Genomic DNA, 12,081 nt, shown 5'->3' on the forward strand with positions numbered 1-12,081 from the left:
GAAGTCAGAATTCCGAAAGCCTCTTGTTGTCGCGTACTCAACAAGCGATGGTCGTCGCGGGCCGCCGCCCCCATCGGCGAACACGCCGCTGGTCCCCCACCGGGGGCCTCTGCCCCACCACTTTCAGGAGGCTGTACCTTGCGTACGACCAACACCCCCCACATATCCGGCAGATGGCGCCGGGTCGGCTCGGCCGCCGCTGCCGCCACCGCGCTCGCCCTGGCCGGCTTCGGTGCCGCCGCCCAGGCGGACGCCGCCACTCCCCACAAGGTCAGCGCCCAGACGATCGCCACCCAGGTCGCCAAGGCTCATGTGCAGACCACGAACGCGTGTGCCACGACTGCCAAGAAGGGCTACGCCTCCTGTGACGCGCTGCGCGTGACCGGTGGCACCACCGCCTTCATGGAGAAGCAGGCCGCGGTCAAGGGCGTCGCGCCCGCGACGATCAAGCCCAACGCCTCCTCCGGCACCCCGACCGGCTACGGCCCCTCGGACCTCCAGTCGGCGTACGGCCTGGCCTCCGCCGCCTCCTCCAAGGGCTCCGGCGAGACCGTCGCCATCGTGGACGCCTACGACGACCCGAACGCCGCGGCCGACCTCGCGACGTACCGCTCGTACTACGGCCTCTCCGCCTGCACCACGTCCAACGGCTGCTTCAAGAAGGTCAGCCAGACGGGCTCCACCACCTCGCTGCCGTCCGCCGACAGCGGCTGGGCCGGTGAGATCTCGCTCGACCTCGACATGGTCAGCGCGACTTGCCCGAACTGCAACATCCTGCTGGTCGAGGCGAAGTCCGCGTCGATGACGAACCTCGGCACCGCGGTCAACGAGGCCGTGAAGCTGGGCGCGAAGTACGTCTCCAACAGCTACGGCGGCTCGGAGTCCTCCTCCGACTCCAGCTACGACTCGTCGTACTACAAGCACGCGGGCGTCGTCATCACGGCGAGCGCGGGCGACGAGGGCTACGGCGCCGAGTACCCGGCCGGCTCCCAGTACGTGACCGCCGTCGGCGGCACCGCCCTCAAGAAGGCCTCCACCACCCGCGGCTGGTCCGAGTCGGTCTGGAACACCTCCAGCACCGAGGGCACCGGCTCCGGCTGCTCCGCCTACGACGCCAAGCCGACCTGGCAGACCGACACGGGTTGCAGCAAGCGCATGATCGCGGACGTCTCCGCGGTGGCCGACCCGGCCACCGGTGTCTCCGTCTACGACAGCTACGGCGCCGACGGCACCGGCTGGAACACCTACGGCGGCACCAGCGCCAGCTCCCCGCTCATCGCCTCGGTCTACGCCCTGGCGGGCACCCCGAGCAGCGGCTCGTACCCGGCCAAGTTCCCGTACGCCAAGGCCGGCACCTCCGCGCTGAACGACGTCACCAGCGGCAGCAACGGCTCCTGCTCCACGAGCTACTTCTGCACCGCCCGGTCCGGCTACGACGGCCCGACCGGCCTGGGCACCCCCGAGGGCGTCTCCGCCTTCACCGGCTGAGCCACCGCCCCGAGGCTGTGACACCCCGTCGGGTCACGGGGGCGCCGCCGGCACAGAGGGGGACGTGGGGTCCCCTCGGCGGCAGGGAAAGAAGGAGGGCGGATCCCGGCAACCAGCCGCGATCCGCCCTCCGGCCGTTCCCCGGCCCACGAGCCGACCACCGCCGCGAGCACCACCCGGGGCCCACGGACCGGCCGCCGCCGCTCCGGCACAGCCCTGTCCAGTCGGCGGGGCCCTCCGCCCCCCTCTCTCCCCCCGTTTCCCGTCCGTTGTCTGTGAGTTGGGTCAAGGTGGCGGCAACGGGAGGTAAGGCGGAAGCCAGGATTCCCACGGGTTGGCCACGCGGTCTTGTTGTCGCGTACTCAACAAGTCATCGTCTTCGTCGTACCGCCGCACGCACCAGCAACGTCCTGTTCCCCCCATGTACCGGAACACCTGGAGGCTGCACACATGCGTACGTCCCCCACCGCCGGAACCACGGCCACCGGCCGCAGACGCCGTGTCGGCGCCGCCTTCGCGGCCGCCGCCGCGCTGGCCCTCGCCGGGTTCGGTACCGCCGTCCAGGCCGACGCCGCCACCGCCGCGCCGGCCAAGGCGACCTGGGCCAAGACCCCCTGTGCCACCCCCAAGCACCAGGGCGAACTCGCCTGCAACTCGCTGCGCGTGACCGGCGGACTCACCGCCTTCCAGAAGCAGCAGGCCGCCGACGGCATCACACCCAAGGCCTCGACGCCCACCGGCTACGGCCCCTCCGACCTCCAGTCGGCGTACGGCCTGACCTCCGCCGCCGCGTCCAAGGGCTCCGGCGAGACCATCGCCATCGTGGACGCCTACAACGACCCGAACGCCGAGGCCGACCTCGCCAAGTACCGCTCCTACTACGGCCTCTCCGCGTGCACCAAGGCCAGCGGCTGCTTCAAGCAGGTCAGCCAGACCGGCTCCACCACCTCGCTGCCCACCAACGACGCCGGCTGGTCCGAGGAGATATCCCTCGACCTCGACATGGCCTCCGCGATCTGCCCGAACTGCAACATCCTCCTCGTCGAGGCCAAGTCGGCGACCATGGCCAACCTCGGCACCGCCGTCAACGAGGCGGTGACCCTGGGCGCCAAGTACGTCTCCAACAGCTACGGCGGCTCAGAGTCCTCCTCCGACTCCAGCTACGACACCTCGTACTTCAAGCACCCGGGCGTCGCCATCACCGTCTCCGCGGGCGACGAGGGCTACGGCGCGGAGTACCCGGCCGCCTCCCAGTACGTGACCTCGGTCGGCGGCACCGCCCTGTCCAAGGCCTCCTCCACCACCCGCGGCTGGTCCGAGTCGGTCTGGAACACCTCCAGCACCGAGGGCACCGGCTCCGGCTGCTCCGCCTACGACGCCAAGCCGTCCTGGCAGACCGACACCGGCTGCGCCAAGCGCACCATCTCCGACGTCTCCGCCGTGGCCGACCCCGCGACCGGCGTCTCCGTCTACGACTCCTACGGCGTCACCGCCGGCTTCTACACCTTCGGCGGCACCAGCGCCAGCTCGCCGATCATCGCCGGCGTCTACGCCCTGGCGGGCACCCCGAGCAGCGGCTCGTACCCGGCCAAGTTCCCGTACGCCAAGGCCGGCACCTCCGCGCTGAACGACGTCACCAGCGGCAGCAACGGCTCCTGCAGCGGCAGCTACCTGTGCACCGCCGGTTCGGGGTACGACGGCCCGACCGGCGTCGGCACCCCCGCGGGCGTCTCGGCCTTCACCGGCTGACCGCTCGTCAACCCGCGTGTCCCCAGGCCCCGGTGGCATCAGCCGCCGGGGCCCTCGGCCGTTTTCCGGCGCCCGCGCGTGAGACCATCGAAGCGGCTTCGCATCCGACCGGCCGTCAAGAACCGGGTCAGGGCGTAAAGGAGGTCAACGACGGAACCACGTGGCAGGTTCCGGTCGGACCTCATTGCCCGGGGTGACCTGCCGTGATACACAGAGTGACCATACGAGGTATTCGTACGAAACCCGCCAGTCAATGACGTCAAGTCGACATACGACGGCGACGTTGTCGGCGACAATGAGGCCTGACCTCTGCACACCGCAGAGGGCTCGCGGAACTACCCATCAGGGGCGGTGACTTACATGCTCTTTGCGGCCGACAAGGGAGACATCAACACCATCATCGGCGGGATCGCTCCGGACTGGGGGCCCTTCGGCAGCCTGGGCAACGAGGCCAAGGTGATGATCGAGGTGGTGATGGCGGTGGCCATCCTGCTGTGCCTCGGCATCGCGGTCTGGGGTGCGGCCAAACAGCGCATCGGGGCGACGGCGCTGCGCGACACCTTCAGCGCGGAACAGGGCAAGGGCCTCATCATCGCCGGGCTCACCGGGGTCTTCATCATCGGTTCCCTGGGCACGCTGTTCACCATCGTCTACGGCATGGCGGTCTAGCGCACCCGTGTTCCCCTCCCCTTAGAGGTTGCGTCTCCCTGATGTCGAGTCACCACACCGCGCCCGCGCGGGAACCAGCACGGCTACCGTCGTATGTCTACGAGGTGGAGGGGGCGTACACGGCATGAGTCACGGAGACGAGCAGGGCTACTCCGACTACGGCGACGACACGGGCCACACCCGTACGCGCCTGCCCGACCACGACCCCTACGGCGGCGCGCCCCGCCGTCCCGGCCGCTCGCCGTCCCGGGGGCTCATCACGGTCGTCGGGGTCGTCGTCCTGCTGATCGCGGCGATCGCTTTCGCCAACCGCGGCGACCACTCCTCGGCGAACACCTCGACGCCCAAATCCTCCCAGCCCCACACCTCCCCCACCGCCCCCTCCGGCACCCACCCGGTACAGACCAAAACCAACGGCATCCCCTCGAACTTCGCGCATACGGGGCAGGGCGCGCAATCGGCTGCCTCGAACTACGCCGTGGCCCTGGGCTCGACGGCGATGTTCAAGAAGGACAGCCGCGACACACTGCTTCAGCTCCTGTACGTGCCAGATGCCGCGAACCGCCTCCAAGGCGAGATGGATCAGGCCTACAGCGCGGACTTCCTCTCCAAAATGGGCCTCGACGCGGGCGGCAACGCGCCCAAGGGCAGCACCTTCGTCTCCCGGGTGAGCCCGGTCGGTGCGACGGTGCAGCAGTACTCGGACGGCAATGCCAAGGTCGCGGTCTGGTGCGTGGGACTCATCGGTATGGCCGGCAGCAGTTCCACCGATCCGGTCACCTCGTCCTGGAAGACCTGGACCTTCGATCTGCAATGGTCCGACGGCGACTGGAAGATCGCCGACGACACCCAGAAGGACGGCCCCTCTCCCGTACCCGGTGACGACCCGGCCGCCACCTCCGACGAGATCTCCAAGGCCATCGAAGAGTACGGAGGGTTCACGTATGCCCGGTAGCCCGCAACGTGCGCTCAAGCTCGCCGGAATCGTGACGGCCGTACAGACCACGGCCGTGCTGCTGGCCACGCGCGCCGTCGCCGCGCCCTCACCCTCGGGCAGCCCGTCGCCCTCGCCCTCGGGGCACAAGTACAACTGCGGTGTCATCACGGGCGATGCCAAGAAGTACTGCGAGCGCGGCAACACGTCCAGTGGATCGGGAGGGGCCAGTGTGCCCGACACCTCCACCATGGACCCCTTGTCCTCCCTCGCCAAGGGCTGTGCCGAAGCCGCCTCCTGGACGGTCAACAAGCTCAGTTCCGCCGTCAAAGACACCGCCAACGTCGACTTCACCAATCAGAAGTTTCTCCAGCAGTACGCCATCGTCTTCGCCGCCTCGACCATCCTCACGCTCCTGCTCTGGCTTCTCGCCGTCGCCAAGCGCGCGGTGCGCGGCGTGCCGTTGACGACCGCGATCTCCGAGGCCGTCGGGTTCCTGTGGCTGACGGTGATGGCCTCGGCGTTCACGCCGCTGATCCTGTACACCGTCGTCTCCGCGACGGACAGCGTCACCGACGTACTGGCGAAGGCCACCGGCGATCAGGCGGACACGTTCTTCGGCACCTTCTCCGGCGCCCTGAGCAAGGGCACCGACATCGGCGGCGGCCCCATCATGCTGATCGTCGTCTCCCTGGTGAGCATCCTCGCCGCCGGAGTCCTCTGGCTGGAGCTGGTCATCCGCGCCGCCCTCCTCTACGTCGGCGCGCTCCTCGGCACCGTCGTCTACGCGGGCCTCGTCGACAAGAACATGTGGGGCCACGTAAGGCGCTGGGCCGGCATCATGATCGCCGTCATCCTGGTCAAACCGGTGATCGTGATCGTCCTCGGCCTCGCCGGCGCCCTCTCCTCCGGCAACGGCCCCGACGCCTTCTCCGCCGTCGTCTCCGGCCTCGCGATCATCCTGCTCGCCATCTTCGCCAGCGCCGCGATCTACCGCTTCGTCCCCGGCTTCGGCGACGAGATCGCGGCCGGCCGCAACAACCGCATCATGCAGGGCGCCGAGGGCAAGGCCGCCGCCGTCATCAGCTCCCCCGCCTCCCTCGTCGCCCAGGGCATCAAGACCCACAGCACCCGCGCCGACAGCAACGCGGCCCAGAGCGGCGGCGGTTCCAGCACCCCCCGCCCGGCCAACCCCGTCACCGGCGGCGTCGCCGCGCACAGCAGCCGTACCCCCGGCGGGAGCGGCGGAGCCGTCCCCTCCGCCACCCCCGCGCCCCGGGCACCCAGCCCCGTCAACACCCCGCACGCAGGCAACACCCGCAACAACCGCACGGGAGGTGAAGGGCGTTGACGACCGAGTCCCACCTGTCCCATCCGGTCACGCCCCGCCGTACGTATCTCATCGGCCGCGCCCGGCCGAACGCGATCGTCGGCCGCAATCGCGAGACCGGAGAGATCGCGCTGATCATCGTCGGCGCGTTCCTCGGCATGATGTGCGGCCTCCTGGTGCCCGCCCTCTCGCTGCGGATCGTGCTGCTGATGGGCTTCCCGATGCTCGCGCTCGCCGCGGTGTACGTGCCGTACAAGCGCCGCACGTTCTACAAGTGGTTCGAGATCAACCGCAGTTACAAGCGCACCGTCAAGCGCGGCGCCACCTACCGGGCGGGCGTCATGGAGGCCGGTACCCGCATCGACGGCGAGGAGGTGGAGGTCGGGCCGCCGCCGGGCATCGGCCGCATCAGCTGGCTCGCCGCCCCCTTCGGCCCCGACGAGATCGCCGTACTGCTGCACGCCGACCGCAAGACCGTCACCGCGGCCATCGAGATCGAGGGCCCCGGCGTCGGCCTGCGCGACTCCGAGGACCAGGAGGCCCTGGTCGACCGGTTCGGCACACTGCTCAAGCACGTCGCCAACGGCGACGGCTTCGTCACCCGGATCCAGATGCTCGCCCGCACCCTGCCGGCCGACCCCGACGCACACGCCAAGGACGTCTCCCAACGCGGCGACGACCGCTCCCCGGCCTGGCTCCAGCGGTCCTACGACCAGCTCCAGTCGATGGTGTCCACGAGCAGCGAGCAGCACCGCGCCTACCTCGTCGCCTGCATGCACTACAGCCGTGAACTGGCCGCCGAGGCCCAGGCGATGGCCCGCGCCGCCCGCCCCCGGTCCGGCCGCAAGCTCGACCGGGACGCCGGGCTCGCCGTCGTCATGGCCCGCGAGCTGACCGACATCTGCTCCCGCCTCCAGGAAGCCGACATCCGCGTCCGCCAGCCGCTCGGCCAGGGCCGGCTCGCCTCCCTGATCCACTCCATGTACGACCCGGACCACCCCATCGACCACATCCAGGCGATGACCCGGCGCAACGCCTGGCCCGCCGAACTGGACGCCACCGAGCCGACGTTCCTCCAGGCCAAGACCCGCGAGTCCACCACCCGCGCCCCCTGGTGCCACGCCACCGCCTGGGTCAAGGAGTGGCCGATGACCCCGGTCGGCGTGAACTTCCTCGCGCCGCTGCTGGTGCACACCCCGGACGTCATCCGCACGGTCGCGGTCACCATGGACCTCGAACCCACCGAGGTCGCCATCGAGCGGATGCTGACCGAGAAGACCAACGACGTGGCCGACGCGTCCCGCGCCGCCAAGATGAACCGCACCGTCGACCCCCGCGACATCGCCGCGCACAACCGTCTCGACCAGCGCGGCGAGGACCTCGCGAGCGGCGCCGCGGGCGTCAACCTCGTCGGCTACATCACCGTCTCCGCCCGCACCCCGGAATCCCTCGCCCGCGACAAGCGGACGATAAGGGCCTCGGCCGGCAAGTCGTACCTCAAGCTGGAGTGGTGCGACCGGGAGCACCACCGCGCCTTCGTGAACACACTTCCTTTCGCCACCGGCATCCGAAGGTAGGGGCTGATTCGCCGATGCGGGATCCGCTGTCCGTCCTCACCGAGGCGTTCACCTCCTTCCTCTTCGGGAAGGTCGAGACGACCCGGCTGCCGGTACGCACCTCCACGGGCCAGGCCCAGGCGGTCTACCTGCCCACGGCCGCGCCGGGCCTCGGGGACTCCGGCGTCATCATCGGCCGCGAGGTCTACTCCGGGAAGGGCTATATCTACGACCCCTTCCAGCTCTACGGCCAGCAGCTCCCGGCCCCGCACTGGCTGGTCCTCGGCGAGTCGGGCAACGGCAAGTCGGCGCTGGAGAAGACGTACGTACTGCGCCAGCTGCGCTTCCGCGACCGCCAGGTCGTCGTCCTGGACGCCCAGGGCGAGGACGGGGTCGGCGAGTGGAACCTCATCGCCGAGGAGCTGGGGATAACGCCGATCCGGCTGGACCCCACGGCCGCCCTCGACCACGGCATCCGCCTCAACCCGCTGGACCCGGCGATCACCACCACCGGCCAGCTGGCGCTGCTGCGCACCATCATCGAGGTGGCGCTGGGCCACGGCCTGGACGAGCGCTCCGGCTTCGCCCTCAAGGTCGCCCACTCCTTCGTCAACGAGACCATCGTGGACCGCCAGCCGGTCCTCACCGACATCGTGGAGCAGCTACGGCACCCCGAGCCGGAGTCGGCCGAGGCGATGAACGTCGCCCTGGACGACGTACGGGCCTGGGGCCTGGACGTCGCCCTGGTCCTGGACCGGCTGGTCGACGGTGACCTGCGCGGCATGTTCGACGGCCCGACCACGGTCGGCATCGACCTCGACGCCCCGCTGATCGTCTTCGACCTCTCCCACATCGACCGCAACTCCATCGCCATGCCCATCCTGATGGCGATCGTCGGCGTATGGCTGGAGCACACCTGGATCCGGCCCGACCGCAAGAAGCGCATCTTCCTGGTCGAAGAGGCCTGGCACATCATCAACAGCCCGTTCGTGGCCCAGCTGTTCCAGCGTCTGCTGAAGTTCGGCCGGCGCCTCGGCCTGTCCTTCGTGGCGGTCGTGCACCATCTGTCCGACGTGGTGGACGGCGCGGCCGCCAAGGAGGCGGCGGCGATCCTGAAGATGGCCTCGACCAGGACGATCTACGCCCAGAAGGCCGACGAGGCACGGGCCACCGGCCGCGTCCTCGGCCTGCCGCGCTGGGCCGTGGAGATCATCCCGACCCTGACCCCGGGCATCGCGGTGTGGGACGTCAACGGCAATGTCCAGGTGGTCAAACACCTCATCACCGAGTCCGAGCGCCCGCTGGTCTTCACCGACCGCGCGATGACCGAGTCCTCCAGCGACCACGCGCCGGACGATGTCCTGCGCGCCGCGGAGCTGGAGGCGGAGGAGCGGGCCGCGGCCTTCGTGGAACAGCACCTCGGCGACTCCGAGTCGACGGTGGCGTAAGGAGGCACGGCAGGTGAGACCGGACGCTCGCGCACCCCGGGAGAACCGGCGGCCGCAGGAGGGACAGGGGCAGGGCGGCATCCCCGATGGGCTGCTGCTCGGCCTCCTCGCCTTCCTGCTCGGCATCACCGTGCTGGTGTGGACGGCCACGGGCCTCGCGGCCCTCTTCGCCCAGGGCGCCTGGCCCGCGGGCGTCACCTTCCTGCGCACCCCACTGGCCATGCGCCATCTGCTCAGCCGGCCCCATGACCTCGCCGGCGCCTGGCCGGACACCCCCGCGTCCGGGCTGTCCGGCTGGGGCCTGTTCTGGGGGCTGTTCATCGCCGAGCTGATGGTCCTGGTCGTCGCCACCGTGTTCGTGCTGGGGACGGTGGCCCGATGGCGCGCGGGCCGGGCGAGGGCACGGACCGGAGCCGGGAGGCCCGTACCGCAGCCGGAGCCCGTGGCCATGCCCACGCCCGAGCCGGTCACGGCGGTCGCCGCGCCCGTTCCGGTGGAGACCCCGCAGCGGTACGACGTCCCGGTGCAGCGGCACGAGATGCCGCAGGCGCCGGCCGGGGTCGAACAGCCGCCCGCCGAGGCCCCATTGGCCCAACTCCCGGTGACAGGGGGGCCGATGGGCGGGCGGGAGAAGATCCTCATCGCGCCGCCGGACACCCGTCGTACGGCCGCCGCACAGGCCCTGCGGGACGCGGCGGGGCCCGCCCTCGTCGTCACCTCGAACCCGTCCCTGTGGGCCGAGACCAAGGACGCCAGGGCCAAGCTGGGCCCCACCCACCTGTACGACCCGACCCATCGCTGTGACACCCCGGCCCGCCTCCACTGGTCCCCCACGGCCGGCTGCGCGGACAAGCAGACCGCGCTCCAGCGGGCGACCGCGCTGCTCGCTCCCGTGCGGCCCACCGCCCGTATCGACCAGGCCGTCGTGGACACGGCGACGACCCTCCTGCGCAGCTATCTGCACGCCGCCGCCCTGGAGAACCGCACCGTCCGCCATGTCCACCGCTGGTCCCAGGGCACCCAGGTACAGGACGCCGTACGCACCCTGCGCACCCATCCCAAGGCCGCCGCGGGGGCCGCCGGTGAACTTGAGGCGGCCCTCACCGCGCATCCCGAACGACGGGACATCGCCCAGGAGTTGACCGGCAGGGCGCTCGCCGCGCTCTCCACGGTCAACATCCGCGAGGCATGCACCCCAAACCGAAGTGATGCGCTCGCCTTGGATTCCTTTGCCGACGAAGGGGGCACGCTTTACGTAGTCGGTGAATCCATCGAGGACCCGAGGAGCACGCCCGGCGCGATGCCCCTTCTGACGGCCCTCGTCTCCAGCGTGGTCGAGCACGGCCGGCACATGGCCGCACGGTCATCCTCCGGTCGGCTCGACCCACCACTGACGCTGGTCCTGGACGACATCGCCGCCGTCGCCCCCTTCCCCGAGCTCCCGGACCTGCTGGCCACCGGGGACGAACAGGGCGTGCCGACGCTCGCCCTGTTCCGCTCCCGTGAACAGGCCCGCGCCCGCTGGCCGCACCAGGAACTGCCGGGCCTGCCCGGACTCCCGGTCTGACGAACCAGCGGCCTGACGATCCAGCGGTCTAGCTGTCTAGCGGTCCAGGACGAACTCCAGCTCGTTCTGCGCCGCGTCCTTCACGAACGGCACCCGCACCCCGCTCGGTGCGAACCCCGCCTTGCGATAGGCGCCCTGGGCCCGTTCGTTGTCCTCGTGCACCAGCAGCCGCACCCGCTCGGCGCCACGCCCCCACGCCCAGCTCGCACCCGCGTCGAACATGGCCTTGATCAGCCCGTTCCCCCGGTGCTCGGGCCGCACATACACACCGACGACATGCCCCTGCCTCCGCTCGACCGGGAAGCCCGCCCAGTCCTCGGTACCGGCCTCTTCGATCAGCACGGTCAGCGAACCGGCCCATGACCCGTCGGGCAGCTCGGCGATGAACTGCTGCGCCGTCGCCGACCCCTCGCCCGAACCGGCCGCGCGGTCCTGCCAGAAGAGGTCGGCCTTCGCGGCGGCCTCCTCGTATCCCTCCAGGAAGGCGAGCGGCGCGGCCGGATCCCGCAGCGCGTCCAGCCGCAGACCCCTCACCTTCTCCCACTCCGCGGGGCGTATGGCTCGTACGACGTAGTCTTCGCTGGTCAACCTGGTCATGCCCGCAACCGTAGTGCTGCGGCAGACGCTCGGCATCCCATAATCTGCCCGCATGACCACTCTTCAGGAACGACCTCACACAGCCCTGCTGATCATCGACGTCCAGAACGGGGTCGTCGCCGGCGCGCCCGCCCTGGCCGACGTCCTCACGAACATCAACACCCTGCTGGACGGGGCACGCTCGGCGGGTGTCCCGGTGGTGTGGGTGCAGCATCAGGACGAGGACCTGGTGCCGGGCACGGAGAACTGGGAGTACGTCTCCGAGCTGAAGCGCCTGGAATCCGAGCCGCTGGTCGCCAAGAGCTATCACGACTCCTTCGAGGACACCGATCTGGAGTCCGTCCTCGCCGAACGCGGGGTGGGACGGGTGCTCGTCACGGGGGCCCAGACCGACTTCTGCATCCGCTCCACGCTGCACGGCGCCCTGGTACGTGGCTACGACGCGACGCTGGTCGCCGATGCCCACACCACGGAGGACCTCACGGAGCACGGCGCCCCGGCCCCGGAGCAGGTCATCGCGCACACCAATCTGTACTGGAGCAACCAGTCCGCACCCGGGCGTACGACCGGCACCGTGAAGACGGCGGACGTCACCTTCTGACAACTGTCCCTGAAATCGCCCTTGAACGCAGAAAACCCCCGCACCAACGGTGCGGGGGTTTCCCTAAAAATTGTTCGGCGGCGTCCTACTCTCCCACAGGGTCCCCCCTGCAGTACCATCGGCGCTGAAAGGCTTAGCTTCC

Annotated in this window: 10 protein-coding genes; 9 read left to right on the forward strand and 1 reads right to left on the reverse strand. The window is 70.2% G+C overall.

The annotated features are described in order from the left end of the window. The first annotated feature begins 138 nt into the window (after positions 1 to 138). The 8 genes from AB0N90_RS35840 to AB0N90_RS35875 all read left to right on the forward strand — a co-directional run bounded on the left by AB0N90_RS35840 (position 139) and on the right by AB0N90_RS35875 (position 10,741). Positions 139 to 1,488 carry a peptidase S8 gene (locus AB0N90_RS35840; RefSeq protein WP_365203469.1) on the forward strand — a complete coding sequence of 450 codons (1,350 nt, stop codon included), beginning with the start codon at positions 139 to 141 and terminating at the stop codon, positions 1,486 to 1,488. Positions 1,489 to 1,938: 450 nt separating this feature from the next. Continuing rightward, complete coding sequence (locus tag AB0N90_RS35845) at positions 1,939 to 3,237, forward strand: peptidase S8 (RefSeq protein WP_365203471.1); 1,299 nt, start codon at positions 1,939 to 1,941, stop codon at positions 3,235 to 3,237. A 360-nt stretch (positions 3,238 to 3,597) separates the two neighbouring features. After that, positions 3,598 to 3,906 carry a hypothetical protein gene (locus tag AB0N90_RS35850; protein ID WP_014673544.1) on the forward strand — a complete coding sequence of 103 codons (309 nt, stop codon included), beginning with the start codon at positions 3,598 to 3,600 and terminating at the stop codon, positions 3,904 to 3,906. Positions 3,907 to 4,030: 124 nt separating this feature from the next. Then, complete coding sequence (locus AB0N90_RS35855; RefSeq protein ID WP_365203474.1) at positions 4,031 to 4,861, forward strand: hypothetical protein; 831 nt, start codon at positions 4,031 to 4,033, stop codon at positions 4,859 to 4,861. Continuing rightward, positions 4,851 to 6,191, forward strand: a complete 1,341-nt coding sequence (locus AB0N90_RS35860) for a hypothetical protein (RefSeq protein WP_365203476.1) — start codon at positions 4,851 to 4,853, stop codon at positions 6,189 to 6,191. Before AB0N90_RS35855 ends, AB0N90_RS35860 begins: the two co-directional genes overlap by 11 nt. Then, positions 6,188 to 7,747, forward strand: coding sequence for an SCO6880 family protein (locus tag AB0N90_RS35865; RefSeq protein WP_365203478.1), 1,560 nt, complete (start codon positions 6,188 to 6,190; stop codon positions 7,745 to 7,747). The genes AB0N90_RS35860 and AB0N90_RS35865 overlap by 4 nt, the downstream gene beginning before the upstream one ends. Positions 7,748 to 7,761: 14 nt before the next feature. Beyond that, positions 7,762 to 9,174, forward strand: a complete 1,413-nt coding sequence (locus AB0N90_RS35870) for an ATP-binding protein (protein WP_136100624.1) — start codon at positions 7,762 to 7,764, stop codon at positions 9,172 to 9,174. Between the two features lie 13 nt (positions 9,175 to 9,187). Further along, a complete protein-coding gene (locus tag AB0N90_RS35875) occupies positions 9,188 to 10,741 on the forward strand; it encodes a type IV secretory system conjugative DNA transfer family protein (protein ID WP_365203480.1) in 1,554 nt (517 codons plus the stop codon). Between the two features lie 36 nt (positions 10,742 to 10,777). Here AB0N90_RS35875 and AB0N90_RS35880 read toward each other — a convergent pair whose 3' ends face one another. Continuing rightward, positions 10,778 to 11,338: a GNAT family N-acetyltransferase gene (locus AB0N90_RS35880; protein WP_361682658.1), complete on the reverse strand. Its 561-nt coding sequence runs from the start codon at positions 11,336 to 11,338 to the stop codon at positions 10,778 to 10,780. A 52-nt stretch (positions 11,339 to 11,390) separates the two neighbouring features. Between AB0N90_RS35880 and AB0N90_RS35885 the strand changes: the two genes are divergently transcribed. Beyond that, complete coding sequence (locus AB0N90_RS35885) at positions 11,391 to 11,939, forward strand: cysteine hydrolase family protein (protein ID WP_365203482.1); 549 nt, start codon at positions 11,391 to 11,393, stop codon at positions 11,937 to 11,939. Positions 11,940 to 12,081: the final 142 nt, after the last annotated feature.

The sequence above is a fragment of the Streptomyces sp. NPDC093018 genome (assembly GCF_040684035.1).
Taxonomy (GTDB): Bacteria; Actinomycetota; Actinomycetes; order Streptomycetales; family Streptomycetaceae; genus Streptomyces; species Streptomyces murinus.

Excerpts from the sequence above, each read along its gene's own strand:
- AB0N90_RS35870 (WP_136100624.1), top strand. The coding sequence starts at position 7,762 with ATGCGGGATCCGCTGTCCGTCCTCACCGAGGCGTTCACCTCCTTCCTC.
- AB0N90_RS35845 (WP_365203471.1), top strand. The coding sequence starts at position 1,939 with ATGCGTACGTCCCCCACCGCCGGAACCACGGCCACCGGCCGCAGACGC.
- AB0N90_RS35880 (WP_361682658.1), bottom strand. The coding sequence starts at position 11,338 with ATGACCAGGTTGACCAGCGAAGACTACGTCGTACGAGCCATACGCCCC.
- AB0N90_RS35850 (WP_014673544.1), top strand. The coding sequence starts at position 3,598 with ATGCTCTTTGCGGCCGACAAGGGAGACATCAACACCATCATCGGCGGG.
- AB0N90_RS35855 (WP_365203474.1), top strand. The coding sequence starts at position 4,031 with ATGAGTCACGGAGACGAGCAGGGCTACTCCGACTACGGCGACGACACG.
- AB0N90_RS35860 (WP_365203476.1), top strand. The coding sequence starts at position 4,851 with ATGCCCGGTAGCCCGCAACGTGCGCTCAAGCTCGCCGGAATCGTGACG.
- AB0N90_RS35885 (WP_365203482.1), top strand. The coding sequence starts at position 11,391 with ATGACCACTCTTCAGGAACGACCTCACACAGCCCTGCTGATCATCGAC.